The 26,129-nt window shown below is 68.1% G+C and carries 24 protein-coding genes and 1 pseudogene; 10 read left to right on the forward strand and 15 right to left on the reverse strand.

The features are described 5' to 3' along the window. Nucleotides 1–87 precede the first annotated feature (87 nt). On the forward strand, nucleotides 88–1,116 hold the full coding sequence (locus LA521A_RS08500) for a sensor histidine kinase (RefSeq protein ID WP_281781862.1): 1,029 nt from the start codon (nucleotides 88–90) through the stop codon (nucleotides 1,114–1,116). A gap of 10 nt (nucleotides 1,117–1,126) precedes the next feature. Further along, nucleotides 1,127–1,486 (forward strand): response regulator, encoded by a 360-nt coding sequence (locus tag LA521A_RS08505; RefSeq protein WP_281781863.1) that lies wholly within the window; start codon nucleotides 1,127–1,129, stop codon nucleotides 1,484–1,486. Between the two features lie 32 nt (nucleotides 1,487–1,518). Here LA521A_RS08505 and LA521A_RS08510 read toward each other — a convergent pair whose 3' ends face one another. Together LA521A_RS08510 and LA521A_RS08515 are read right to left on the reverse strand one after the other, a co-directional pair. After that, nucleotides 1,519–2,391, reverse strand: a complete 873-nt coding sequence (locus LA521A_RS08510; protein ID WP_281781864.1) for an NAD(P)H-hydrate dehydratase — start codon at nucleotides 2,389–2,391, stop codon at nucleotides 1,519–1,521. Between the two features lie 2 nt (nucleotides 2,392–2,393). Further along, nucleotides 2,394–3,158 carry a histidine phosphatase family protein gene (locus LA521A_RS08515; protein WP_281781865.1) on the reverse strand — a complete coding sequence of 255 codons (765 nt, stop codon included), beginning with the start codon at nucleotides 3,156–3,158 and terminating at the stop codon, nucleotides 2,394–2,396. A 111-nt stretch (nucleotides 3,159–3,269) separates the two neighbouring features. Between LA521A_RS08515 and LA521A_RS08520 the strand changes: the two genes are divergently transcribed. After that, nucleotides 3,270–5,900, forward strand: a complete 2,631-nt coding sequence (locus LA521A_RS08520) for an excinuclease ABC subunit UvrA (RefSeq protein WP_281781866.1) — start codon at nucleotides 3,270–3,272, stop codon at nucleotides 5,898–5,900. 68 nt (nucleotides 5,901–5,968) lie between these two features. Here LA521A_RS08520 and LA521A_RS08525 read toward each other — a convergent pair whose 3' ends face one another. Next, nucleotides 5,969–6,490: a hemerythrin domain-containing protein gene (locus LA521A_RS08525; RefSeq protein ID WP_281781867.1), complete on the reverse strand. Its 522-nt coding sequence runs from the start codon at nucleotides 6,488–6,490 to the stop codon at nucleotides 5,969–5,971. A gap of 58 nt (nucleotides 6,491–6,548) precedes the next feature. On the opposite strand from LA521A_RS08525, the gene LA521A_RS08530 reads away from it, so the two are divergent. The 3 genes from LA521A_RS08530 to LA521A_RS08540 all read left to right on the forward strand — a co-directional run bounded on the left by LA521A_RS08530 (nucleotide 6,549) and on the right by LA521A_RS08540 (nucleotide 9,073). Then, on the forward strand, nucleotides 6,549–6,704 hold the full coding sequence (locus LA521A_RS08530) for a hypothetical protein (RefSeq protein WP_281781868.1): 156 nt from the start codon (nucleotides 6,549–6,551) through the stop codon (nucleotides 6,702–6,704). A gap of 95 nt (nucleotides 6,705–6,799) precedes the next feature. Continuing rightward, on the forward strand, nucleotides 6,800–7,003 hold the full coding sequence (locus LA521A_RS08535) for a hypothetical protein (RefSeq protein WP_281781869.1): 204 nt from the start codon (nucleotides 6,800–6,802) through the stop codon (nucleotides 7,001–7,003). 72 nt (nucleotides 7,004–7,075) lie between these two features. After that, nucleotides 7,076–9,073, forward strand: coding sequence for a S9 family peptidase (locus LA521A_RS08540; RefSeq protein ID WP_281782056.1), 1,998 nt, complete (start codon nucleotides 7,076–7,078; stop codon nucleotides 9,071–9,073). 34 nt (nucleotides 9,074–9,107) lie between these two features. Here LA521A_RS08540 and LA521A_RS08545 read toward each other — a convergent pair whose 3' ends face one another. The 10 genes and pseudogenes from LA521A_RS08545 to LA521A_RS08590 all read right to left on the reverse strand — a co-directional run bounded on the left by LA521A_RS08545 (nucleotide 9,108) and on the right by LA521A_RS08590 (nucleotide 19,920). Next, nucleotides 9,108–9,488: a Na+/H+ antiporter subunit G gene (locus tag LA521A_RS08545; RefSeq protein ID WP_281781870.1), complete on the reverse strand. Its 381-nt coding sequence runs from the start codon at nucleotides 9,486–9,488 to the stop codon at nucleotides 9,108–9,110. Beyond that, nucleotides 9,485–9,763: a K+/H+ antiporter subunit F gene (locus LA521A_RS08550; RefSeq protein ID WP_281781871.1), complete on the reverse strand. Its 279-nt coding sequence runs from the start codon at nucleotides 9,761–9,763 to the stop codon at nucleotides 9,485–9,487. Before LA521A_RS08550 ends, LA521A_RS08545 begins: the two co-directional genes overlap by 4 nt. Next, on the reverse strand, nucleotides 9,760–10,257 hold the full coding sequence (locus LA521A_RS08555) for a Na+/H+ antiporter subunit E (protein ID WP_281781872.1): 498 nt from the start codon (nucleotides 10,255–10,257) through the stop codon (nucleotides 9,760–9,762). The genes LA521A_RS08550 and LA521A_RS08555 overlap by 4 nt, the downstream gene beginning before the upstream one ends. Then, nucleotides 10,254–11,897: a monovalent cation/H+ antiporter subunit D gene (locus tag LA521A_RS08560; RefSeq protein WP_281781873.1), complete on the reverse strand. Its 1,644-nt coding sequence runs from the start codon at nucleotides 11,895–11,897 to the stop codon at nucleotides 10,254–10,256. Before LA521A_RS08560 ends, LA521A_RS08555 begins: the two co-directional genes overlap by 4 nt. Continuing rightward, complete coding sequence (locus LA521A_RS08565) at nucleotides 11,894–12,238, reverse strand: Na+/H+ antiporter subunit C (RefSeq protein WP_281781874.1); 345 nt, start codon at nucleotides 12,236–12,238, stop codon at nucleotides 11,894–11,896. The genes LA521A_RS08560 and LA521A_RS08565 overlap by 4 nt, the downstream gene beginning before the upstream one ends. Beyond that, nucleotides 12,231–15,165, reverse strand: a pseudogene (locus tag LA521A_RS08570) (monovalent cation/H+ antiporter subunit A); the annotation flags it as partial. The pseudogene LA521A_RS08570 and the gene LA521A_RS08565, both read right to left, overlap by 8 nt. 31 nt (nucleotides 15,166–15,196) lie before the next feature. Next, nucleotides 15,197–16,081: a universal stress protein gene (locus LA521A_RS08575; protein ID WP_281781876.1), complete on the reverse strand. Its 885-nt coding sequence runs from the start codon at nucleotides 16,079–16,081 to the stop codon at nucleotides 15,197–15,199. Between the two features lie 156 nt (nucleotides 16,082–16,237). Further along, entirely contained in the window at nucleotides 16,238–16,702 is a 465-nt protein-coding gene (locus LA521A_RS08580; RefSeq protein ID WP_281781877.1) for a YidH family protein, read from the reverse strand. A gap of 37 nt (nucleotides 16,703–16,739) precedes the next feature. Further along, nucleotides 16,740–18,419, reverse strand: coding sequence for an ATP-binding protein (locus LA521A_RS08585; RefSeq protein ID WP_281781878.1), 1,680 nt, complete (start codon nucleotides 18,417–18,419; stop codon nucleotides 16,740–16,742). Then, a complete protein-coding gene (locus LA521A_RS08590) occupies nucleotides 18,406–19,920 on the reverse strand; it encodes an ATPase domain-containing protein (protein WP_281781879.1) in 1,515 nt (504 codons plus the stop codon). Before LA521A_RS08590 ends, LA521A_RS08585 begins: the two co-directional genes overlap by 14 nt. Before the next feature lie 265 nt (nucleotides 19,921–20,185). On the opposite strand from LA521A_RS08590, the gene LA521A_RS08595 reads away from it, so the two are divergent. Then, nucleotides 20,186–20,443 carry a hypothetical protein gene (locus tag LA521A_RS08595; protein ID WP_281781880.1) on the forward strand — a complete coding sequence of 86 codons (258 nt, stop codon included), beginning with the start codon at nucleotides 20,186–20,188 and terminating at the stop codon, nucleotides 20,441–20,443. 104 nt (nucleotides 20,444–20,547) lie between these two features. On the opposite strand, the gene LA521A_RS08600 is transcribed toward LA521A_RS08595, so the two are convergent. Next, nucleotides 20,548–20,691: a hypothetical protein gene (locus tag LA521A_RS08600; protein WP_281781881.1), complete on the reverse strand. Its 144-nt coding sequence runs from the start codon at nucleotides 20,689–20,691 to the stop codon at nucleotides 20,548–20,550. Between LA521A_RS08600 and LA521A_RS08605 the strand changes: the two genes are divergently transcribed. Further along, nucleotides 20,681–22,093, forward strand: a complete 1,413-nt coding sequence (locus tag LA521A_RS08605) for a choice-of-anchor Q domain-containing protein (protein WP_281781882.1) — start codon at nucleotides 20,681–20,683, stop codon at nucleotides 22,091–22,093. The genes LA521A_RS08600 and LA521A_RS08605 overlap by 11 nt on opposite strands. A 43-nt stretch (nucleotides 22,094–22,136) precedes the next feature. Here the strand turns inward: LA521A_RS08605 and LA521A_RS08610 are convergent, their stop codons facing one another. Next, nucleotides 22,137–22,937 (reverse strand): arginase family protein, encoded by an 801-nt coding sequence (locus LA521A_RS08610; protein WP_281781883.1) that lies wholly within the window; start codon nucleotides 22,935–22,937, stop codon nucleotides 22,137–22,139. Between the two features lie 235 nt (nucleotides 22,938–23,172). On the opposite strand from LA521A_RS08610, the gene LA521A_RS08615 reads away from it, so the two are divergent. After that, a complete protein-coding gene (locus tag LA521A_RS08615; protein WP_281781884.1) occupies nucleotides 23,173–23,628 on the forward strand; it encodes a hypothetical protein in 456 nt (151 codons plus the stop codon). 689 nt (nucleotides 23,629–24,317) lie between these two features. Beyond that, nucleotides 24,318–26,099 (forward strand): YadA-like family protein, encoded by a 1,782-nt coding sequence (locus LA521A_RS08620; protein ID WP_281781885.1) that lies wholly within the window; start codon nucleotides 24,318–24,320, stop codon nucleotides 26,097–26,099. Nucleotides 26,100–26,129 lie beyond the last annotated feature (30 nt).

Here is a 26,129-nt window from a genome sequence, read left to right on the forward strand (position 1 = left end):
TACGGCGGGTTTTGCCGACGCCACGGGAACGCCGGAGCGATCGTCTCGGCGGCCGGAACGTTCACATGGGCTCGCACGTCGCATGCCATGCTCATCTACATGAACGACGTCGCCCATGCCTACGACCCCGAAGCGGCCGCATCGAAGCTGCGGCTTTATGAAGCGGTCCTGCAGGCGACGCCCGACCTGGTGTACGTGTTCGATCTGCAGCACCGTTTCATCTACGCCAACGACGCCCTGCTGACGATGTGGGGCCGCAGCTGGTCCGAGTCGATCGGCAAGACGTGCCTGGAACTGGGCTACGAGCCGTGGCACGCCCAAATGCACGACCGCGAGATCGAGCAGGTCATCGCGACGCGGCTGCCCATCCGCGGCGACGTGCCGTTCCCGCACAAGACCAAGGGCGTGCGGATCTACGACTACATCTTCACCCCGGTGTTCGGGCCCGACGGGAACGTGGAGGCCATTGCCGGCAGCACGCGCGACGTGACCGAACGGCAGGAACACGAAAAGCACATGCGCCTGCTGGTGAACGAGTTGAACCACCGGGTGAAGAACACGCTGGCGATCGTGCAGTCGCTGGTGTTCCAGACGCTGGACGGCGCGCCCGACGTGGACGAAGCGCGCGAGAAAATCGAATCGCGCCTGCTGGCGCTGTCGGACGCGCACGACATCCTCACGCGCGAGAACTGGCAGGGCGCCGACATGGTCGACATCGTCGAAGCCGCCGCCGGTTTGTGCCAGCAGTACGTGGGCGAGCGCTTCGACATCGCGGGTTCGACCGTCATCCTCGAGCCGCGGCGCGCGGTCGCGATGGCGATGGCGCTGCACGAGCTGTGCACGAACGCGATCAAGCACGGCGCGCTGTCCGCACCGACCGGACGCGTCGCCATCCACTGGAGTTTCGACGTGGACCGGTCGGCCGTGCAGCTGACGTGGAAGGAAACCGGCGGCCCGCCGGTGAGCCCGCCGACGCAGCGCGGTTTCGGCTCGACCCTGCTGCAGCGCGGCCTCAAGCACGATCTCGGCGGCGACGCGCGGCTGACGTTCGAACCCGACGGGCTGCGCTGCGACATCGTCATTCCGTTCGAGACCCGCGAAGTCGCCATTTCATGAAACGCACGCCATGCACCAGCGCGTACTGATCGTCGAAGACGAATTCCTGATCGCCTCGATGCTGGAAGCGCATCTGGTCCGGCTGGGGTACCTCGTGCCGCCGATCGCCGCGACGGTGGAGGACGCGCTGGCCACGCTGGACGCGCACGAGATCAACGTCGCGGTGATCGACATCAACCTCGCCGGCACCGCGTCGTTCCCCGTCGCCGATGCGCTGAAGGCGCGCGGTATCCCGTTCCTGTTCACCACCGGCTACGGGCAGTCGGGCGTGCCGGAGGCGTACCGCGGCTATCCCATCGTGCAGAAGCCGTACCGCATCGCGAAGCTGGAGCCCATCCTGCGCGGCCTGCTGGCCGAGACATCCACCTAGCGGCTTCTGTAGCCCGGCACGCGGGACCGCTGTCACCCGAACCGCATCAGCAACCGCGGTATTTCCTCCGACACCTCGCGCGCCAGGAAGCCCAGTCGCCCGATCTTCGAGGCGACGCGACGTCCCGCGCGCGCATGCAGCCACACGCCCCAGATCGCCGCCTGTTCCGGCGTGCAACCGCGCGCCAGCAATGCGCCGATGACGCCGGCGAGCACGTCGCCCGAGCCGGACGTCGCCAGTCCCGGGCACTCGCTGTAATGGCGCCACACCCGCCCATCGCGCCCGGCCACGTGCGTCGCGGGACCCTTGAGGACCATGACCGTCTGCGTCGAAAGGGCGAAGTCCCGCGCGATCCCCGCCGCGTGCGCGGTGATTTCTTCGCGCGGACGCGAGGTGAGTTCGGCCATCTCGCCCGCGTGCGGCGTCAGGATCAGCGGCGCCGTGCGCGGCGTCTCGAAGGCGGCGAGCGCGCCCGCGTCGAGCACGCACGGCGCGTCGCTTTCGCGCAGCAGGGTGGAGGCGAACGACGTCGCCTGCGGCGAGGATTCCATGCCCGGCCCCAGCACCAGCGCATCGGTGCGGCGCGACGCTTCGGCGAGCTTTTCCGGAACGTCGGCCAGATGGCCGCTCTCGTCCGCGTCGAGCCCGAACACGCGCGCTTCCGGCACGGCGACCATCAACGCCGGCGCGGCGGATTTCGCCGTCGCGAGCTGCAACTTGCCCGCGCCGGTGCGCAGCGCCGCGATGCCGCTGAGCGCGACCGCACCCGCGATCTCGTCGCTTCCGCCGACCACGAGCACGCGGCCGCGGTCGTCCTTGCCTTCCACGTCGCTGCATCCGGGCAACGGCATGGCGCGCAGCAGGCGCGGCGTGATCGGCGTGACGGTCGAACCGGTCGCGGCCATCGTCATTTCGGCCCGGCCGGCTTGTCGGGCGCGACGGTCACCGCCGCTTCGTCCTCGATCGTCGGCACGACGAAGTTCGCACGCACCAGGCAGAAGCGCGAGTCGGGGTCGGTCCGGTCGATCGCGTATTCGGTGATCGAGCAGTTGGGCACGTCGGCGCGGCGGTCGTGTTCGAGCACTTCGGCCTCGTCCATGCATTCGAGCAGGTAGCGGAAGCAGTTCACGATCACCTGGTGCGCGACGATCACCACGCGGTCGCCGACGTGGTCGCGGCGCAGCACCTCGATCACGCTGCGCAGCCGCAGGATCACGTCGCACCAGCTCTCGCCGCCGGGCGGGCGGAAATAGAACTTGCCGACCGACGCCCGTTGCGCGGCCAGTTCCGGGAACTTGGTCCTGATGCCGTGCACCGTGTAGCGGTCGAGGATGCCGAACTCCTTCTCGCGCAGGCGCTCGTCGAGCTGCACTTCGACCTCCTGCGCCAGGTGCTGCTGGATCGCATGGCAGGTCTGCGCCGAGCGCACGAAGGGCGAGCTGAAGGCGACGTTGGGCTGCTCTGGCGCGGGCAGGGCGCCGAACCAGGCGCCGAGCGCGTGCGCCTGCTGCTGGCCGAGCGACGACAGCGGCGTGTCGGCGTCGCGCGTGGTGATGTCGATCAGCTCCAGCCCCGACGCCTCGGCCAGATCGCGCGCCACGTTCCCGGCGCTCTGGCCGTGGCGGATGATCCAGAGGCGGTCCGGCCAGTCGGTGTGGCGCAGCTTTGCCATCGGGTTCTCGTCGGTCACCTGCGTGGCACGTTGGCGGCAGCGGCGTGAAGCGTGCGTCGGGAAGCGGCCCGTCACCGTACGTGGGCGCGTGGCGGTGTTGAATGCGGGGCCATGGCACGACGCGCTTCCGATCCGCCCGGCACCGACCCCTTCGTCCGCGTTCGCGGCGCGCGCGAGCACAACCTGCGCGAGGTCGACGTCGACATTCCCCGCGACGCGCTGGTGGTGTTCTCCGGCGTGTCGGGGTCGGGGAAATCCTCGCTCGCCTTCGGCACGCTGTACGCCGAAGCGCAGCGGCGCTACCTGGAATCCCTGTCGCCGTACGCACGCCGGCTGATCGACCAGGTCGGCGTGCCGGACGTGGACGCGATCGAGGGCCTTCCGCCCGCCGTCGCGCTGCAGCAACAGCGCGGCACGCCGAACGTGCGCTCCACCGTGGGCAGCATCACCACGCTGTCGAGCCTCGTGCGCATGCTGTATTCGCGCGCCGGCACGTACCCGCCGAAGCAGCCGATGCTGTTCGCCGAGGATTTCTCGCCGAACACGCCCCAGGGCGCGTGCCCGAACTGCCATGGCCTGGGCAGCGTGTTTGAGGTGACCGAGCAGTCGATGGTGCCCGACCCGTCGCTGAGCATCCGCGAGCGCGCCATCGCCTCGTGGCCGCCGGCGTGGCACGGGCAGAACCTGCGCGACATCCTGGTGACGCTCGGCTACGACGTCGACATTCCGTGGTCGAAGCTGCCGAAGAAGGACCGCGACTGGATCCTGTTCACCGAGGACACCCCGACCGTGCCGGTGTACCCCGGCTTCACGCCGGCGGAAACACGCAGCGCGCTCAAGCGCAAGACCGAACCGGCGTACATGGGCACCTTCACCGGCGCGCGGCGCTACGTGCTGCACACCTTCGCCACCACGCAGAGCGCGCTGATGAAGAAGCGCGTGTCGCGGTTCATGACCGGTGCGCCGTGCCCCGTCTGCGGCGGACGACGCCTCAAGCGCGAGGCGCTGTCGGTGACGTTCGCCGGGCTCGACATCGGCACGCTTTCACAGCTCTCGCTCGACCGCATCGCGCAGGTGCTGAAGCCCGCCGCCGAAGGCCGCTTCGACGCGCCGGTCGATACGCGCACGCGCAGCCGCGCGGCGAGCCGCAAGGACGTCGCCACGCGCATCGCGTCGGGCGGCTCGGCACATGCCGGCAGCTCGGACGTGCGCCGCACGCCGGACCTGTCGGAGGAAAAACGCATCGCCGCCCAGCGCATCGCGCACGACCTGGTTGAACGCATCGGCACGTTGCTGGCGCTGGGGCTGGGCTATCTCGCGCTCGATCGGCCGACGCCGACGCTCTCTCCGGGCGAATTGCAGCGCCTGCGGCTCGCGACGCAGATCCGTTCGAACCTGTTCGGCGTGGTCTACGTGCTGGACGAGCCGTCCGCGGGCCTGCATCCGGCCGACAGCGAGGCGCTCTACGACGCGCTCGACCAGCTCAAGGGCACGGGCAACACGCTGTTCGTCGTGGAGCACGACCTGGACCTGATGCATCGCGCCGACTGGCTGGTCGATGTCGGCCCCGGCGCGGGCCAGCACGGCGGGCAGGTGCTCTACAGCGGGCCGCCGGACGGACTGCGCAAGATCGAGCCGTCGATGACGCGTCGCTATCTGTTCGGCGCGCGGGCCGTGCGCCGCACGCCACGCGAGGCGACGCGCTGGCTCGAACTGCGCGGCGTGCACCGCAACAACCTGCATGGCGTGGACGTGCGCTTTCCGATCGGCGCGTTCACCTCGGTCACCGGCGTGTCGGGTTCGGGGAAATCGAGCCTGGTCAGCCAGGCGCTCGTCGAACTGGTTGGCGACCACCTCGGCCACGAGCCCATCGTCGAGGAAAGCGAGGGCGAGGCGCCGTCGTTCAGCCCGATCGCGCGCACCGTCGGAAAGCTCGGCGAAGGCGCCGATGCCATCCGGCGGCTGGTCAACGTCGACCAGAAACCGATCGGCCGCACGCCGCGATCGAACCTCGCCACGTACACCGGCCTGTTCGACCACGTGCGCAAACTTTTCGCCGCGACGAAGATGGCCAAATCGCGCCGCTACAGCGCGGGTCGCTTCTCCTTCAACGTCGCGCAGGGCCGTTGCGAAACCTGCGAAGGCGAGGGCTTCGTCAGCGTCGAACTGCTGTTCATGCCCAGCGTGTACGCGCCGTGCCCGACCTGTCACGGCAGCCGCTACAACGCGAAGACGCTGGAAGTGGAATGGAACGGGCGCAACATCGCGCAGGTGCTGGCGATGACGGTTGACGAAGCGATGGCGTTCTTCGCCGACGAACCCGTCGTGCAGCGCCCGCTCGCGCTGCTGCACGACATCGGCCTGGGATACTTGCGGCTCGGCCAGCCGGCCACGGAGCTGTCGGGCGGCGAGGCGCAGCGCATCAAGCTCGCGACCGAACTACAACGCAGCCAGCGTGGCGACACGCTCTACGTGCTCGACGAACCCACCACCGGCCTGCACGCGGCCGATGTCGACAAGCTGATGGCGCAGTTGCACGGGCTGGTCGATGCGGGCAACACGGTCGTCGTGATCGAGCACGAGATGCGCGTGGTGGCCGACAGCGATTGGGTGATCGACATGGGGCCGGGGGCGGGCGAGGAGGGCGGACGCATCGTCGCGGCGGGCGCGCCGGAAACGGTGAGCCGCGCCAAGGAGAGCCGCACGGCCCCGTACCTGCGGCGGATGTTCGAAGCGCGCTGATTCGTTACGCAATGAAAAACCCCTCGCCCTTGCGGTGAGGGGTTTCCGTCAAGCAGGAAAAACGCGAGTTACTGCGTCATCGACTTGACCGCGCCCTTCATGCCGGCCTTCGCCTTCTCGCCGGCAATCAGTGCCATCGCGGCGTCGGACTGCTTCCACTCCTCGTATTCCTCGTCCAGCTGCGCGCGCTCCTCGGCGGAAAACAGCTCGCGCGCCATCTTGAACATGGTGTTTTCTTCTTCCTTGGCGTGGTGCGTGATGAACTCGCCGAAGACCTTCGTGCGGCCGGCGAATTCCGGCGTGCCCGGATCGGCGGCGTGCACTTCCGGAATCACCGAGTTCTCCACGGCATGGTGCTCGGCGAGCGCCTCGGCGTGCGTTTTCAGGCCGTCGCGGTCCGCGCGTTCCTTGAACGCCGGGTAGAACACCTTCTCTTCCCACTTGGCGTGCGGCATCAGCGCCGCTTCGATCTTCTGCAGCAGGTTCTCGCGCGTCTTGACGCCGCGGTCGGTCGTTTCGTTCAGCTCGGAGAACAGCTGCTTCAGCTCGTCGTGTTCAGCCTTGAGGGTCTTGAGGATGTCGCGTGCCATGGCTTCGTGCTCCGTGAGGGATTGCGCCACACCATTGCATTCTCGCAGTGGAGATGAGGTGGACGTCGCGGCGATGGTGCGCGAAAGCGTTCATGTACGGCGACGAAAACGCCAGGTGCACGATTTTCATGCGCGTGGATTTTTTTGTCGGCGCAAGGCGCGCGAGTTTTCACCGCGCATGGACGCGCGCACTGCCATCGCGCGCCATGCATGAGTCCGCCGCGTGGAGGTTTCGTAAAAACGCGCTGGCACGGGGTTTGCGATGAACTCCGTGCAGGCATCCGCCTGCGTAGACAACTGGAGATAGCAGTGGCCAACAACAACGAGCGTCAGCAGAACCAGGGTCAGCAGAACCAGAACCAGCAGAACCAGCAGAACCAGGGCGGGAACGGCCAGAACCAGCGCCAGGAAGCCCAGGGCAACCAGCGCGAGGAAGGCGGCAACAACCAGCGCGAGGAAAACCGCGGCGGCAACCAGCGCGAAGAGGAGCGCGGCGGCGGCCAGCGTCGCTGAGCACCGCTCGGACGAGCGTCGCAGCGCCCGGGACGTCCCGGGCGCTGTTCCCTGGAAGGGCAAGTGAACGAAATGACCAAGGCGATACGCGTCGACGATCTGTATCTCCATACCACGATCCAGGCGCTGCACGGCGCCGACTCCCACGCGACAGCCGCATTCCTGCGCTCGCAACCGTCGCGAAAACAGCAAACCTACCTTTCCACCGTTTGGACGCTGGACACCGCGTCCGACGCATCGCCGCGCGTGCTGACCTCGCGCGATTTCCCGGCACAGTCGCCGGTGCTTTCGCCCGACGGATCGACGCTTGCGTTCCTGTCGGCACGCGGCCGCAAGAACGCCACCACGCAGGTGCACGTGCTGTCGCTGCACGGCGGCGAAGCGCGCTGCGTGACGTCGATGGAGGAATCGCTGGGCAGCATCGCCGGCTGGTCGGCCGACGGTAAACGGCTGTTGGTGAGCGCGTCGGTGCCGTGGGCCGAAGACGAACGCGACGACGCGTCCCGGCCCGATAACGAGCGCCCGATCGTCGTCAACCACCTGCCGTACAAGCTCGATGGCAGCGGCGCGGCCGTCGGCAAGCGCAAGCATGTCTTCAGCGTGGACGTGCAGTCCGGCGACGCGCGACAGCTCACGCGCGGGGATTTCGACGTCAAGGAGGCGCAGTGGTCGCCCGACGGAAAGCGCCTGGCGTTCGTGCGGACGCGCGAAGGCCGGCAGCGTCACCGCCATGATCTGTGGATCGCCGATGCGCAGGGCGCCGACCCGAAGCAGCTCACGACCGAACTCGCCTCCGTGACGGGCATCCGATGGTCGCCGGACGGCACGAAACTGGTGTTCGGCGCGAACCGGACGCCCGGCAATTCACTCGATCGCCCGTGGCTGATCGACGTCGCCAGCGGCGCGTTGAAGGAACTCGGCGGCGACGATCTGCATCTGGAAGGCGACCGCTTCGTCTGGAATGCCGATGGCGTGCGCGTGGCGACGATCGCGTCCATCCGCGGCATGCAGGAAATCGCCGTCATCGATTGCGAGCGCAACGAGGTGCGCCACTTCGCGCGTCGCCTTCGCCACGTATTGCAGCTCGGTCAAAGCAACGGGCGACTGCTTTACACGGTCGCCACCATGCGTCGCCCCGAAGAGGTGTTCACCTGCGACTGGGACGACGGGAACGAACGCCGCCATACAGCGCTGAACGCCTGGGCGCGCAAGCGCGAGCGGCCACGCGTGAGCGTGCGCCGTTTCGACGTGCCCGATGGCGAGGGCGGCACCGAGCAGGTCGATGCGTGGATCCTGCGCCCGCAGGGCGAGGGCCCGTTCCCCGTGCTCGTGGACATGCACGGCGGGCCGCAGAGCACGGCGCTGATCGACCTGCCCAGCCATGTGTACTGGTACGAACTGGTGGCGCGCGGCTGGATGATCGTCGCGCCGAACGCCGTGGGCTCCGGCAGTTACGGCACCGATTTCGCCAAGCGCCTGATAGGCCGCTGGGGCGAGCTGGACTTCCCGCAGCATTTGGCGATCCTCGACCGGCTGCGCGCCGACGGCCTCATCGACGACCGCATCGCGTGCGCCGGAAAGTCGTATGGCGGTTTCCTCAGCGCATGGGCGGTGGGGCACAGCGATGCGTTCCGCGCGGCCGTGGTCAGCGCGCCGGTGGCGAACATCGAATCGCACGCGGGTACGTCCGACACCGGCTTCTACGTCACGCCGTACGCGATGGGCGGCGAGATCGACCAGGTGCGCGAGCGGTATCACCGCCTGTCGCCGGTCGAATATTGCCGTCGTGCCGATGCGGCGGTGCTGCTGTTGCAGGGACAGGACGACGAGCGCTGTCCGCTGGGGCAGTCGGAAGAGATGGTCGCCAACCTAGTGCGGTGCTCGACGGCGCCGGTGCGGATGGTCGTGTATCCGCGTGGAAGCCACGGCATGGCCGGCACGGGAAACCTGGCGCATCGCGTGGATTACCACACGCGATTGGCCGACTGGGTCTGCGAGCACGCGGGCACGCGGCGCGACGCTTCGTCGAACGATGCGATGAAACGCCGGGACGAGGCGGAAATGACCTGATCGCGCGGTTATGCGCGCAACGTCGAAGCCCCCCTTACGGCGGGCTTCGTTCTTCTTCCGGCGGGGAGGCGTCGGCACTGGCCAGCGACGGCGGCGTATCGGCCTTGCCCGCCAGGCGGCGCCGGAACAGCGCGACGCGCGCGAGCAGCACGGTCGTGACCGGCACGGTGATCGCCAGGAACACCGGCACCAGCAGCGGATGCAGCGCCAAGCGGCCTTCGAGCGCGGAGAAATACAGCACGCCCGCCAGCGCGACACACCAGCTGCCGATGGTGTAGGTCAGCGCGGGCGGATGCATGCGCAGGAAGAACCCCGGCAATCGCAGGAAGCCCGTCGCGGCGATCACCACGAACACGCCGCTGCACACCAGCAGGATCGCGACGAGGGCTTCGATCCACGGCGCGACGGCGTTCATTCGATCACCTCGCCGCGCAGGATGAACTTCGCCATGCCGGCGGAACTGACGAAGCCGAACAGCGCGATCAGCAGCGCCACTTCGAAATAACGATCGCTCTGGTGGAAGATGCCGGTCACCAGCACCACCAGCATCGCCTGCATGTACAGCAGGTCGAGCGCGAACACGCGATCCTGCGCGCGCGGGCCGCGCAGCAGGCGCACCAGGACCATCAGCGACGCGAGCGCGTAGCAGCCCAGCGTGAAGCCGATGGCGTAGAACAGCAGCGTGCTCATTCGAAGATCTCCCGTAGCGGCGCCTCGTAACGCGCCTTGAAGCGGGCCACGAAGTCGGCTTCGTCCGGCGCGTCCCACACGTGCAGCAGCATCGCGCTGCGATCGACCGCCAGTTCCGACCACACCGTGCCCGGCACGATGGTGGTCACCATCGACAGCACGGCCAGGCCGACCGGATCGCGCAGGTCCAGCGGGATGATGACGAACCGGTACGCCGGCTTGTGCCAGCGCCATCGCACGACGCCCCACGCCACGACGAGGTTGGAATGCACCACGTCGCCGGAGACGAGCAGCGTGTAGCGCAGGATCGTCAGCGGATGGCGCGCGCGTGTCGTCGCAGGCCACAGGTTGGCGATCAGCACCGGCATGCCGAGCGCGACCACGAGCCCGAGCGCGATCTGCCCGGCGCTCACGCTGCGCGCGAGCAGCAACCAGATCGCCAGCAACGCCAGCGACAGGCCGGGCAGGGGCGCGATTCTGCGGAGCAGGCTCATGGCGTTTCGATCTGCGGATGGACGGGCGTGGTCGGGCCGGCGCGTGGTGGGGTCTCGAACACGGCGTTCACGTACGGACGCGGCGCATGCAGGTACGCGGCGGTGGCGTTGGTGTAGCGCATCACCGGTTCGGCGAACACGGTCAGCGCCAGGCAGGCGCCGATGAGAACCAGCACCGCGCCGCTTTCGACCAGCTTCAGACGCGGCGCATGGCGTCCGCCGCTGGACCAGAAATGGCGGATGCCGGCGCGCACCAGCGAAATCGTCGTGAACAGGCTGGCGCACAGCAGCAGCGCCATCAGCAGCCATGTCGAGGTGGGGAGGTTCGCGACGGAATCCGCGCCGACGATCGCGGTCAGGATCGCCGCCTTCGACAGGAAGCCGGACAACGGCGGCAGCCCCGCCACCAGCAGCGAGCACGCCATGTACGCCAGGCCCAGCGTCGCCATCGACACCGGGAACGCGCGTCCCACCAGCGGCACCTGCTGGTCGTCGAGGTTGTCGTCCTCGTCGGGCAGCGTGTCGAAGTGCGGCTGTTGCGCCTGGCGTTCGGAGCGCGTGCGCTGCACCGGTTCCACCATCAGGAACAGCGCGCTGACCGCGAAGGTCGAGCTGATCAGGTAGAACAGCGCGGCCGCCGCGGCGGCGACGGAACCCGTCGCGAACGACGCGAGCAGCGTGCCCGAGGTGACGATGATCGAGAACGCCGCGATGCGGTCCAGGCGGATCGACGCCAGCACGCCGATCGCGCCGAAGGCGAGCGTGGCGAGGCCGCCGGCGAGCAGCAGCGGCGCGCCGAACTGCGTGGTGGCGCCGTCGAGCGCGGGGAACAGCAGCATCCACACGCGCAGCAGCGCGTATACGCCGACTTTCGTCATCAGCACGAACAGCGCCGCGACCGGCGCGCTCGCCGCCGTGTAGGCCGGCACCAGCCACGAGTTCAGCGGCCAGATGGCGGCCTTGATGAGGAAGGCCATGGCGAGGATCGCCGCGCCCGCATGCAGCAGGCCGCGATCGCCGACCGGCACGAACGGCACCTTCGCCGCGACGTCGGCCATCGACAGCGTGCCCATCACGCCGTAGAGGATCGCCAGCCCGATCAGGAACAGCGACGAGGCGAGCAGGTTCACCGCGATGTAGTGCATGCCCGAGCGCACGCGCGGCCAGCCCGAGCCGTGCAACTGCAGGCCGTAGGACGCGGCGAGCATCACCTCGAAGAACACGAACAGGTTGAACAGGTCGCCGGTCAGGAAGGCGCCGTTGATGCCCATCAGCTGTATCTGGAACAACGGGTGGAAGTACGACCCCGCGCGTCCCCAGCCGGCCGACGCGTAGAGCGCCGCGCCCAGACTCACCACGCCGACCACCACCAGCAGCATCGACGACAGGCGGTCCGCCACCAGCGCGATGCCGAACGGCGCGGCCCAGTTCGACGTGAGGTGCACGGCGATCGCGTCCGGCCCGGCCGCGCGGTTCACCTGCCAGAGGATCGCGACGGCGGCGACCAGCCCGGCGAAGGTCGCGATGATGTTGATGAGCGAGGTCAACCGGCGGCGAGAATCGCGTACCAGCAGCAACACCGCCGCCGTCAACAGCGGCAGCACGATGGGGACGATGATCAGGGTCGCGAATGGATTCATCGCGGGTCCTGTTCGCCATCGACGTGGTCGGTCCGGCTCAGCCCGCGCGCGGCCAGCAGGACGACGAGGAACAGGGCCGTTGTCGCGAAGCCGATCACGATCGCCGTGAGCACCAGCGCCTGCGGCAACGGGTCTGCGTAGTTGTGCAGGTCGGCGGGCTGGCCCGGCGTCACGATGGGCGGATGGTCGATCGACAGGCTGCCCATGCTGAAGATGAAGAGGTTCACCGCATACGACAGCAGCACCAGCCCCATCACGACCTGGAACGTGCGCGGGCGCAGCACCAGCCACACGCCGGCACCGCCGAGCACGCCGATCACCAGCGCAAGCAGGACTTCCATCAGGGTTTCTCCGGCTTGAGCGGGTTGGATTCCAGCGGATGCGGCGCCGGCGCCTGCTGGCGGATGGACTGGTGCGCCAGCGCGGTGAGGATCAGCAGCGTCGAGCCGACCACCACGCCGAGCACCGCGAGGTCGAAGAACGCCGCCGTCGGCAGGTGCACTTCGCCCAGCAGCGGGAGCGTGACGTGCGCGGTATGCGTGGTCAGGAACGGGTAGCCCAGCAGCACCGATCCCATTCCCGTCACCGCGCCGATCAGCAGGCCCAGCGCGATCCAGCGCGCCGGCCGTACATGCGTGCGCGTTTCGACCCAGCGCGTGCCCGACACGATGTACTGCATCAGCAGCGCGATGGCGACGATGAGCCCGGCCACGAAGCCGCCGCCGGGTTCGTTGTGCCCACGCAGGAAGTAGTGCGCCGCGACGACCAGCGCCACCGGCAGCAGCAGTCGCGCGATCACCGAGGGCACCAGCAGGTAGCCGCGCGCGAACTCGTCCGCGCGTCGCGGCTTGAGCAGGTCGGTCGCCTTTTCCTCCGGCACGGCGCGCTGCTGGTCGGGCTGCGCGATGCTTTCGGCGGGCGGCCGGAACCGTCGCAGCAACGCATAGACGGTGAGCGCGACGGCGCCGAGCACGGTGATCTCGCCCAGCGTGTCGAAGGCGCGGAAATCCACCAGCATGACGTTCACCACGTTGGTGCCGCCGCCGCCGGGCAGCGCGTTGGCGAGGAAGAACGGCGAGATGCTCTGCGGCGCCGGTCGCGTGAGGAACGCGAACGACAGCATGGCAAGCCCGCCGCCGACGATGATCGCCAGCAGCAGGTCGCGCGCGCGACGCACGCGATCGCGCAGCGGCACGGCCTGCCCGGGTTTGGGCATGCGCATCGGCAGCCAGCGCAGGCCGAGCAGGAACAGCGTCGTGGTGACCACTTCGACCACGATCTGCGTCAGCGCCAGGTCCGGCGCGGAGAACCACGCGAACGTCAGGCACGTCACCAGCCCGGCGCCGCCCATCAGCGTGATCGCGACGAGGCGGTGGTACTTCGCCGTCGCGGCGGCGCCGACCGCGCAAACCATGCCGACGATCCACAGCACCACGAACGCGTTGGACGCCGGCACGCGCGGTCGATCGCCCCACGCCAGCGAGAAGCCGCGCGCGGCGAACATCGCCAGCACCACGGCGGTGGCGATCACCATGAACAGCTGCGGCTGCAGGCGCCGCGTGCTCACCACGCCGAGCACGTCGCGCGCGCCGCGCGTGACGGCCAGCAGCATGGACTCGAACAGCTCGCGGCCGTTCCAGCGCGAGATCAGCGGCGGCAGCTCCAGGCGCCCGCGCGCCTGCATCGCGCGCAGCCACACGTACCCGACGCTGCCGCCGACGATGGCGACCAGGCTCATCACCAGCGGCAGGTTGAAGCCGTGCCACAGCGCGAGGCTGTAGGCCGGCAGGTCGCCGCCGACCACCGGCAGCGCGGCGGCGCTCAGCACCTTGCCGATGGCGAACGTCGGCGCCACGCCGACGACCACGCAGGCCAGCACGAGGAAGAACACCGGCATGCGCATCCAGCGCGGGGGCTCCTCGGGCGTGCGCGGCAGGTCGGTGGACGGCGGGCCGAAGAAGATGTCGTAACCGAAACGCAGCGAGTACACGACCGCGAACAGCGACGCGACCGTCGCCAGCACCGGCAGCGTGCCTTCGATGACCGGCGATGCGGACAGGAAGACGGTCTCGGAGAAGAACATCTCCTTCGACAGGAACCCGTTGAGCAGCGGCACGCCGGCCATCGCCGCGGTCGCGACCAGCGCGAGCGTGCCGGTGCGCGGCATCGCGCGGATCAGGCCGTTGAGGCGGCGGATGTCGCGCGTGCCGGTTTCGTGGTCGACGATGCCGGCCGCCATGAACAGCGAGGCCTTGAACGTCGCGTGGTTCATGATGTGGAACACCGCCGCCACCGCCGCCAGCGGACTGTTGAGCCCGAGCAGCAGCGTGATGAGGCCGAGGTGGCTGATGGTCGAATACGCGAGCAGCCGCTTGAGGTCGTTCTGGAACATCGCCAGGTACGCGCCCAGCAGCAGCGTGAAGCCGCCCGCGCCGCCGATCAGCCAGAACCACCAGTCGGTGCCCGACAGCACCGGCCAGAAGCGCGCGAGCACGAACACGCCGGCCTTCACCATCGTGGCCGAATGCAGGTACGCCGACACCGGCGTGGGCGCGGCCATCGCGCGCGGCAGCCAGAAATGGAACGGGAACTGCGCGCTCTTGGTGAGCGCGCCGATGGCGATGAGCACCAGCGTCGCGGGGTACCACGGATGCGCCTTGATCGTCGCCGCCGATTCGAGCACCACGTCGAGCTGGTAGCTGCCGGTGATGTGCGCCAGCAGCACGACGCCGCCGAGCAGGCACAGCCCGCCGGCGCCGGTGACGATCAGCGCCATGCGCGCGCCGCGCTGCGCGTCGGTGCGGTGGAACCAGTAGCCGATCAGCAGGAACGAGGCGAGGCTGGTGAGCTCCCAGAACACCACCAGCTGCAGCAGGTTGCCCGACAGCACGACGCCGAGCATCGCGCCCATGAAGGCCAGCAGCATCGCGTAGAAGCGCGCGGCGGGGTCTTCCGGCGACATGTAGTAGCGCGCGTAGAGGCACACCAGCACGCCGATGACGGAGATCATCACCGCGAACATCCACGCGAAGCCGTCCATGCGGAACGCGAGGTCCAGTCCGATCGACGGCATCCACGCGATCGTCTCGCGGATGACGCCGCCACCGCGCACCATCGGGAACGCCGTGAGCAGGATGAGCGCGACGACCGCGGCGATCAGGCCCGCGAAAGCGGCGAGCAGCGTGCGCGAGCGCGTGGGCAGCACGGCGGCGAGCACGGTGCCGATGAAGGGCAGGGCGACCAGCAGGGCGAGCGGAATCGCCGTCATCGGCGCGCACCGTCGTGGCCGGAAGCCGCCGTCATGCGCGATCGCCCCGCACGGCACGCACGACGAGGACGTCGCCGGGGATCGCGTCGATGATCAGCCGCGAACTGCCGACCACCGCATCGAAGAGCATCCCGCGCGGATGCGCACCGATGACGGTGAGGTCCGCCTCCAGTTCCTGCGCGTGCCGCGGCAGCACGATCGCCGGCGGGCCCGCATCGACCAGCAGGCGCACCGAGGCGCGCGCCCCGTCGGGCAGGCCGGTTTCGTGCAGATGCCGGCGCAGGTGGGCGAGCTGGCCGTCCGCCCATTCCTGGCTTTCCCTTGGCAGCAGGCCGGAATAGGGCATCGAATACGCATGCACGAACGCGATGTCCGCGCCGGGGAACCAGCAGGCGGACGTCGCCAGCGCCTGCTGCGATTCGTCGGTGAAATCGGTGCCGACCATCAGGTTGCGATACGGCGCGTACGGCCGGCTGCGCACTGCGAGCACCGAGGCGGGCGAGGCGCGCACGACGTGGTCGAGCGTGCCTTCGAATGGACCGACGAGGCGGTCGCGGTTCTCGCCGAGGATCACCAGGTCGCAGTCCTCGCGCTGTGCGACAGCGAGGATCGCGTGCGAGGCGGAACCTTCCTCCACGTGCACGTTGGCGCGCACCTGTTCAAGCGTCAGAGTGCGACGCAGCAGGCGTTCGGCATCGGCGCACGGGTCGCGGCGGCCGCGGATGTACGCGTGCGCGTCCACGCCGAACGGAATGGCAGGCCGCATCGCCTCCACCGCGTGCAGCACGTGCAGTTCGGCGCCCCACTGGTTGCATAGCTGCACCGCCCGGTCGAATGCACGATCCGCGCGGCTGGAAAGATCGGTCGCCAACAGGATGCGACGCGGCGGCGTCGCAGGCGGGAAAGGTTGGTTCATGGCAAACCTCGCCGTCGGGTCGTCGCGGATGGACACCGCGACGGAAGGTCCAAGGAGGTGTCGGGTCACTCTAGCCTGCGCAGGCGCCACCCGCCACCACCGGACGAGTCCATATCGCCCGCGCCGCGCAACCTTGTCACCGTTGCAACGTTGCCGTCACGCGAACGGCCCCACGCGGTAGATCATGCTCACCGCCGTGACGATGCCGAGCGTGAGCAGCAGCAGCGCCGTCACCAGCGTCATCGAGGGCGGGAAGGGGCTTTCCGCATGCAGCGTGCCCGCCGCGCGCATCGCTTCGCGCTGCCTGCGCAGCGCGACCATGAACCACGCGTGGTAGACGATGCCCATCAGCAGCACCAGCGCGCCGATGAGCACCAGCGACAGGCCGAAGTTACGCCCCGATGCCGCGTGCGCGATCATCTTGGCTTCCTTCAGCTGGTCGAACACCTTGTGGATGGTGAAGCCGAAGCTGATCAGCGACAGCGACGTGCGGATGACCGCCATCAACGTGCGATCGGCCGCGAGGCGCGTGCGCTGGAACGCCATGCCCGTTCGTCGCGCAGCCAGATCGGTGGACGTGGAAGCGAGCGGCGAGGTGACTGCGAGTTCCTTGTCGGACATCGGTGCCTCCCGGGACGGCGATGGGGACTGCGGGATGTTACGAAACCGTGCTCGCCGCTACGTGATGCTCGATCGCCGCGCGCAGCTCGCTCAGGCCGTACGGCTTGCGCAGGATCGAAATCCCCAGCGCCTCGGCTTCCCCGCGCATCGCCTCGGAAAAACCGCTGGTGAGCAGCACCGGCAGCGCGGGCCGGCGCGTGCGGATCTGTTTCGCCAACGCGATGCCGTTGGTGCCGCCCGGCATCATGATGTCGGAGAACACCAGGTCCACGCGTCGCCCGTTGGCGAGCGCGCCAAGCGCCGCCGTCGCGCTGGTCGCGTGGATCACGTCGTAGCCGATGCCGCGCAGCATCTGCTCCACCAGCGATGCCACCTCGACGTCGTCCTCCACCAGCAGCACGCAGCGCTCGGGCGTCATCGGCGCATCGATGCGATGGTGCGCCTGGCTGATCTCGTGCCGGGCGATCTCGTGCGAGCGGGGCAGGGCGAGGGTGATCCGCGTGCCTTCGCCGACCACCGTGTCGATCGTCACCGCGCCGCCGGACTGCTTGGCGAATCCGTATACCTGCGCCAGCCCGAGTCCCGAGCCCTTGCCGACGTCCTTCGTGGTGAAGAACGGTTCGAACACGCGCGCCTTCACCTCCTCGGTCATGCCCGAACCGGTGTCGCGCACGGTGAGGCTGACGAAATCGCCTTCGATGCCGTCGATCGTCTGCCGCGCATTCGTGCCGGTGATGGTGATCACGCCGCTGCCGCTCATCGCGTCGCGGGCGTTCACGGCCAGGTTGAGGATGACCAGCTCCAGCTCGCCCGGATCGGCGACCACCGGCCACAGGTCGGGCGCGAGGTCGACGTGGACCTTGATGTCGCCGCGCAGGCTGCGATCGAGCAGTTCGGACATGTTGCCCAGCAGCGTCGACAGGTTCACCGTTTCCGGGTGCAATGCGCGACTGCGCGAGAACGCCAACAGTTGCCGGGTCAAGCCCGCGCCGCGCTGCGCCGCCTGCTGCATCGCGCGCACGAGTTTCTCCCGGCGCACGGGGTCGTCGTGCATTTCGAGCATGTCCAGGCCGGCGGTGATCACCATCAGCAGGTTGTTGAAATCGTGCGCGACGCCGCCGGTGAGTTGCCCGAGAGCCTCGAGCTTCTGCGCATGGCGCAGAGTTTCCTCCACGCGCGCGCGCTCGATGATCTCGTCGCGCAGTTGCGTGTTCACCTGCTGCAGCTGCGCGGTGCGCTTCTGCACCAGCGATTCCAGTCCGGCGGCGGCCGCGTCGCGCGCAAGCAGCAGCGCGCGTATCTCGAACTGGCGCCTGCGCGCGCGCAAGGCCGCCTGCATGACGCTGACCAATGTGATGGGCTGCACCGGGCGCTCGAGCAGCGACACGTTGCCCAATCGCTTGATCTGCTGCTTGCGCCATGCCGCCACGCGCGGTTGCTCGTGCCGGCTGGTGAGCATGACAAAGGGAAGGTCCGACCATGCGGGCTGGCGCTGCACCAGGTCGGCGAGGCGTTCCAGCGCCTGCCCGAACAGACCTTCCTCGGCGACGAAGGCGACGCCAGCGCCCGTTTCGATCTGCGCCAGCAACGCGTCGTAACTGTCGCAGATGCGCGTGGCGATGCCGGCACGACGCAGCAGTTCCGATGCGGAGGCCGCATCGCGCCCCGTCGGCGCGAAGATCAGCACGACCTCCTGCAGGGACTCAGTCGGTTCCATTGGCGCCATGCAGCAGCGGCTCGCTGTCGCCGGTATAGGACGGCGTGCCGGAGAAGACACCATGGAAATCGCGCAACGGCTGGCCCAGCAGCAGGCCGTTGCTGCTCAGCTGGAACTCGCGGATCGTGTGCTCGTGGTGGCCGCTTCGCTTCTTCACCACCGACAGCGCGCGTCGCACGGTGCCGGCGTGTTCGAAGAACCGCAGCATCATCACCGCATCGCTGAGGTAGCTGATGTCCAGCGGCGTGTCGGCCGGCCCGACGAGGCCGTGCTGCGCGAGGATCAGGATCGTGAGGATGCCCTGCTGGCCGAGGAAGCTCAGCAGCTCGTGCATCTGCAGGATCAGGAACCGCCCGTCGGGCATTGCGTTGAGGTAGCCGTTGAGGCTGTCGATGACCACCACGCGCACGCCGTCCTCTTCCACGCGCCGGCGCACGATGGCGGCGAACTCGCCCGGCGACATCTCGGCCGGATCGATCTGCTGGAAGATGATGTGGCGCGAATCCAGCGCCGGCTGCAGGTCCAGGCCGAGCGTGCGTGCGCGCGCTTCCAGCGTCCCGCGGCCCTCGTCGAAGGCGAAGAACGCCGAACGTTCGCCGCGCTTGGCGGCCGCGATGGCGTAGGTCAGCGCGAGCGAGGACTTGCCGACGCCCGCCGAGCCGATCAGCAGCGCGTTCGTGCCGCGTTCCAGTCCGCCGCCGAGCAGCTTGTCCAGTTCGGCGTTGCCACTGGAAGTGAACTCGCCCACGAACGGCTTGTGGTGCTCGGCCGCGATCAGGCGCGGGAAGATGTCCAGCCCGCCCTTGCGGATCTTCATGTCGTGGAAGCCGCCGCGGAACTCCATGCCGCGCATCTTGATCACGCGCAGGCGGCGGCGTTCGGCGCCGTATTCGATCGCGAGCTGTTCCAGCAGCACCACGCCGTGCGAGATCGAATGCAGCTGCAGGTCGTCCTGCGCGGAGGACATGTCGTCCAGCAGCACCACGGTGCAGCGACGGCTGGCGAAGAAGTGCTTCAGCGCGAGCACCTGGCGGCGATAGCGCAGCGAACTCTGCGCGAGCAGGCGCAGCTCCGACAGGCTGTCGATCACCACGCGGCTGGGATTGAGCTCGGCCACGCGGTCGAGGATGAGCTTGGTCGTCTCGCCCAGCTCGACCTCCACCGGGTGCAGCACGGTGAGTTCCTGCGACGGATCCAGCGCGGTTTCCGGCGGCACGAGCTCAAAGATCTCCACGCCGCTCAGGTCCCAGCCGTGGCGGCTGGCGACCAGCTGCAGTTCGGCTTCGGTCTCCGACAGCGAGATGTAGAGCGCCTTCTCGCCGCGGCGCGCGCCCTCCAGCAGGAATTCCAGGGCGAGCGTGGTCTTGCCGGTGCCCGGCTTGCCTTCGTAGAGGTACATCCGATCCGCGTCGAGGCCTCCGCCCAGGATGTTGTCGAGCCCGTTGTTGCCCGACGAGATCCGCGTACCGGTGCTGGTCTGCGTATCAGAACGACTCTGCATAGGCCTTCGTCTCCAGTGTGGGTGCGTACGCCACGCGTCCGGGCGAGTCGCGCCAGGCCGACGTGCATCCCACAGGCAAGCTCGTCGGCGTCACGGCTTCCGGCCGTACTGTCGCGTTCGCTTCTACTGTGTACCATGGTGCGTGAAAGCGCATTCAGAGGTGTGAAAAGCGCGAGAAGATGGCGTGCAAAACCGCGCCCTCGCGTGCTTTGCGAACGCGCGAAGCACGTCCACACGGATGAAAGGTCTGCAGGGATCAAGGTCGATGGGGTCGTCGAAGGAACCGCTCTTCATTGGCGCATGGATGATGGGCGGCGCCGTCGCCTTCTTTTTCATCGCGCCGCTGTTTTACCTGTTCTCGGTGATCCTGCTCGGCCTGGGATTGATCGTCCTCGCCTTCGAGATCGAACCCGATGGCGCGCCGTGGCCCAACGGCAGCCGCACGAGCAAGGGGCTCGTCGTTGCCGGCGGGGCGTGCGTGCTCGCGATGACGTGGCGCCTGTTCTCTCCACTGTGGAGCTGACGGGCGGGTTCCAAGCGCGATGCCGATGAGTCCGCCTCGTCCGTGCACGACGAAGCGAAGACAGTCCGCGCCCACCGTTCGTCGCAAATCCGCGAAACCCTGAATCACGCGAGCGTCTGAATGCGAATGCCGCGCGGCCACGCGTGGAACGCTTCACAACGCGCGGACGCGGCGGGCGTAAACAGCGAATCGACCGCGCCGCGCGTCGGGCGCCGGTGCGCACCATGGAGCACCGTCATGAACCGCATCACGCATTCCAGGATCGCGTCGCTCGCCGGCGCGCTCGTGCTTTTGTCGGGCGCGAGTCTTCCGTTCGGCTCCGTACACGCGGCGGTACGCACCGTCACCAACTGCAACGACGCAGGCGCCGGCAGCCTGCGCGCCGTGGTCGGTGCGGCCGCGAGCGGCGATGTGATCGATCTGCGCGCGTTGGGCTGCAGCGCCATCGTGCTCACCAGCGGGTCCATCGCCGTGCCGCAGGCGGATCTGACGGTGCGCGGCCGGTCGCGGTATGCGCTCACCATCGACGGCAACCGCAACGACCGTGTGTTCCTGCACAGCGGCACGGGAACGTTCCGCATCGAATACGTGGCGGTCGCGAACGGTCGTCGCATCGCCGACCAGGAGCGGCAGATCTCCGAGTACGGCGGGTGCATCCAGTCGGCAGGCAACGTCGCGGTGCACCAGGCGTGGGTGCGAGGGTGCAGTGCGCGGGCCCTTGGCTTCATCGACGGGCCACGCACCTGGGGTGGCGGCATCAGCGCGGAAGGCAACGTGGCCGTGACCTGGAGCGCCGTGTTCGACAACGAGGCGCTGGAGGACGGCACCGGCGGCGGCATCTATGCGAAGGGGTATGTGACGCTCTACCACGCGCAGATCTACCAGAACACGTCCTACCTCGGCGGCGGCATCATGTCGGAAGGAGGCGCAAGCGTCACGTACTCGCGCATCTATCGCAATCACGCCGGGACCGCGGGAGGCGGCCTGTATGTCAGCGCGATCTCGCGACCTGCGGATCTCATCATCAACAAGTCCACGCTGTCCAACAACTTCGCCCGCGACGACTGGCGGGGCACCCTCTACGGCCAAGGCGGCGGCTTCGGGTTCGGTGGCCCCGAGACGGGGGGAACGCACCTCATCATCGACAGCACGATCTCCAACAACCGCGCCCATTCCTTCAGCGCGGGATATTCATGGGCCCCGCTCGACATATACAACAGCACCATCGCCTACAACGCGGAGGTCACCAACCAGAACGGCGGCGAGGGGGAGGACCCGCTGCGGCCGTGCGAAACCCGCGGCGCATTGCGCGCCGACGCGCTGCACCTGGAAAGCACCATCATCGCGCGCAACAGCTGCGTCGCCGGGCCGGTGGGTTACGGCCTGAGCGCCGCCACCGGTCCGGTGACCGGCGCGAACAACCTGATCGAATACCCGCTCGTCCCGGTGCCTGCCGATACGCTGTCGGTCGATCCGCGACTGGCGCCGCTCGCAGACAACGGTGGCTATTCGGCCACGCACATGCCGCTGGCCGACAGCCCGGTGCTGGGGCAGGGCAGCAACCTGCTCGATCGCCTGTACGACCAGCGCGGCCCGGGCTTCCCGAGGGTGAAGGGCGCCGCGCCGGATATCGGAAGCGTGGAGCGTTGAGGTCGCCGGACCACCCACGTGCACCACAGGCGTGCGGGGATGGCTACGCCAGCCGGCGCGCGCCGGCCGCCTCGCACAGTGCGTCGATCACCTCGGCTCCCGCGCGTGCTTCATCGTCGTCGGCCGGCGCGAATTCGGTGATGGTCAGGCCGACCACATCGGCATCGAGTGCGATGCGGCGCAGCAGCGCGATCGCATCGTCGACGCGCAGCTTGCCGTCCGGGTAGGCGACATACGCAAACTCCTGCGGGTCCAGCGCGTCCAGGTCGAAATGGACGTGCACCGGGCCATCGATCGGCGTGTGCGGTTCGAGCTTTCGCAGATCGAGTTCGCGCTGCAGCTGCCAGTCGCCCTCGTCGCCGACCTGGATGCCGACGTAATGGAAGCGCGACGGATCGAGCGGCCGCCCGAGCAACGGGCGCATCGGCGCCGGCGCGCGCCCGAGGATCGCGCTCACCGGCATGCCGTGGAAGTTGCCGCTGGGCGAAGTCTCCGGCGTGTTCGCGTCCAGATGCGCGTCGATCCAGATCACGCGCAACTGCGGATGCAGGCGATGCAGGTGATCGATCACCGCGACATCGACGGCGCAATCGCCGCCGGCGGTCAGTACGCGCCGAGCGCCGGATTTCGCCAGCAGCTGCTGTGCGTTGCGGAACTGCGCGAGGATCGCGTCCCAGCGGTTCACGCCATGCGCCATGTCGCCGCCATCGCCGACGGGCGCCATGCGCGTGAGCGGTGCGAAGCGCGCGCACACCGAGGCGGCAGCCTGCGCCCCGCGCGGCAGGTTGGCGTGCCGCCCCGAACCCTGCCATTGCGGATAGGAAAGGGCGAGATCGAACGGCATGGTGGTCCGCCTCCTGTGCGTGGAGTATGCGTGCGATTGTGCACGGGTCGTTGGCGGGGTGCGCGGGACTGACGTTCGGGTTCGCGCGGAGCCGGGGTTCGATCCGAACGAAAGACAGATGCACCACGTCGGCCAGATCGGATGAAGATGTGGCGCGTTGGCCGGGACGCTTCCGCAGCCGGGCTGCCAATGTCTGCTTTCGGCTCAAGTTCGACATCGGCACAGGAACAATCTGATGACCTTGCAGGGACTATCGCCGGTGAGTACATGGAGGCAGTCGGGGCGCGTTTCCCTATGGCGATACACCGAGAATGTGCGCAACTATCCGGGTTGGAACCTCAATGTCGATGCGGCCGGTTGCAGATCGCTGCTGGAGTTGCTCGACGCATTGACGACCGAGGGGACCGGCGGCCGTACGATCACGGTGACCCCGCCCACGTCCGAGCAGCTCCGGGTGCCTAACAATCGGGGCGGCGCTGCTACTTGGCTCGCCCCGGAGAAATGGTATGTCTCGCTCGCATCCGATCCCGGCGCCTGGAATTTTCCTCCAGACACGCAACCGGCCGTGCTGGCGCTCGGCTCGAACTGGCTTGCTCCACTGAGGGCCGGAATAGCAGGCACTCAGGTTGGCATCGGAGATCAATCAATCGGTGATCGCAAGCGTGGACTCGCACTCTGGCTCTGGTGGTGAGTCCTTACCTCCGGGATGTCGGTTTGTGGCCGAGAGCGGACGTTCGGCCGGTACGGCTCCGCAGCCGGGCTGCTAATGTCCGCTTTCGACCCAAAGCGGACAGTCCCTCGATTCGCCATGAGTTCAATAGTTGCCAGCGAAAAGCTTTGGGCCCAACGACCCGACGAAGATCCATTCGAGATCGAGATCCGAATCGGGTTGCCGTACGAAGTCGGGCCGTATGAGTGGGCATGTCCGGTCGTGCTTCAGCCGCTGTATTCGAAGCTTCGTGATGCTCACGCGGGCTCATCTTTCCAGGCGCTTTGCCTCGCATCCGCCTTGGCCTTGGAATTACTGGGCGGATTCAAGGCGAAAGGTGGACGGATTTTCTACGCTTCGGGAGACGACTTCCCGTTAGAGGCGTACGCATTTGGCGTTGCTGTCCGACCTCTAAGCACTGCGCCTGAACTCGACTGATAACCTCCGGGAAGCCTTAGGTTGACGTCCGCTTCTGGCCGATAGCGGACATTAATAGGCGACGTTGGGCCAAGGGCCTACAGACAGGCCACCGATTTGGAGGGATCGTCGGGGGGCTTTCGTGCTGGTCGCCGTGGCGGCACGTAGCGCGCCAGGACGGTGGAATGGCGTGACCTGGGGTCGCGTCATGCGTAAAGCCTCGTGGCGCCGGCCCAATTGCCAGGTCGCCTCCGATGAAGCGCAAGATCAGCCTCTACGTGACCATCTTGTTGGTCGTCACCGCATTGCCCGCGCAGGCCGGCGAGGTATGCGCACTCGCCAGCGGTGGTGGAACGACATCCGGCGGCAGCGTTGCCGACGGAACCGGTGCCATCGCATGCGGTACCAACGCCAACGCCGCTGGCGAGGGTGCAACCGCGGTGGGCGACACCGCGTCGGCGACGGGATTCGTCAGCACTGCGGTCGGGCAGGCCGCCACCGCCAGCGGCGACTCCGCCACGGCGTACGGTGGCATTTCACTGGCCAGTGGCGGGTTCTCGTCCGCTTTCGGCGCATCATCGGGGGCGACCGCGGACTATACGACGGCAATCGGCCACTCGGCGCAGGCAATCGACACGTTCAGTACTGCGATCGGCGCGTCCGGCTTCGCTGGCGGGCTGGCTTCCACTGCATTGGGCTTCAGCACCGGCGCGCTGGGGGCGGGCTCGCTCGCGGTGGGATCCAACAGCCTGGCGGCGAGCGACGCATCAACGGCGATCGGTGGCTGGACGGACCTGGACGGGGACGGATCGGTCGATGCGAACGAGATGACCACGGCCAATGCCACCGGCACTACGGCGCTCGGCAGCGCGGCACTCGCTTCGGGCACCAACAGCATCGCGCTGGGTTTCCGGAGCAGCACGGCTGCCGACGACACGATTGCGTTGGGCAGCCTCAGCAGCGCTACGGCCATCAACAGTGTCGCGCTTGGCGCGAGCTCCATCGCGGATCGAGTGAACACCGTATCCATCGGCCGTGCAGGCGCCGAGCGCCAGCTCACCAACCTCGCCCCCGGTACGCAGGCGACCGACGCGGTGAATCTCCAGCAACTGCAGACGGTCGAGACGAAGGCCGATCTGGGAATCACGAATGCAGCGGCGGCCCAGGGCACGGCGAACACGGCGTTGACCACCGCCGCGACCGCGCAGTCCACCGCGGATACGGCTGCTGCCAGTGCTGCGACGGCGCAGACGACTGCGGACACCGCACTCAATGCCGCCGCGAATGCCCAGACTACCGCTGACAGCGCGCTGACCGCGGCGACCACGGCCCAGGCGACTGCGGACGGGGCGCTGTCCGTAGCCAACAACGCGCAGGCGACGGCGGACGGCGCGGTGACGATCGCCACCAATGCCCAGTCCACTGCGGATTCCGCGCTGACGGCTGCCGGTAATTCGCAGGCCACCGCAGACAACGCCCAGGCCACCGCTACGACCGCGTTGAGCACGGCAAACGCGGCCCAATCCACCGCCAACACGGCACTGTCGGCCGTGAACAACGCCACCGGTACTGCCAACGCCTACGCCGACGCAGGCGACGCGGCGACGCTGGCGTCGGCCCGAAGCCATATCGACAACGCTGCAACCGCGGCAGTGGGGTCGGCGAACGTCTACACGGATCAGAAGAGCGCCCAGGCGCTTTCGTCAGCCAACGCGTATACCGACGCCAGGGTCAGCGCGCTCGTGCTCGACTTCAGCGGGCTGCGCGCGGAAATCGACGACCGTTTCCAGGAGCAGGATCGGCGGATAAGCCGTAACGGCGCGATGTCGGCAGCGATGATGCAAATGGCAGCCAATGCGGCCTATGCCAAGCCCGATCGCGGCAGGTTGTCGATGGGCGTTGGCGTGGAGGATGGCGAGAACGCCGTTTCCATCGGCTATGGACGCCGCATTGGCGACAACGTTTCGATGAGCATCGGCGCCGCCTTCTCCAGCGACGACAACTCGGCAGGCATCGGTTTTGGCGTCGACCTGTAGCGCCCATCCCCGCAACGATGCCAAGGCCGT

The sequence above is a fragment of the Lysobacter auxotrophicus genome (genome assembly GCF_027924565.1).
GTDB classification, from domain to species: domain Bacteria; phylum Pseudomonadota; class Gammaproteobacteria; order Xanthomonadales; family Xanthomonadaceae; genus Lysobacter_J; species Lysobacter_J auxotrophicus.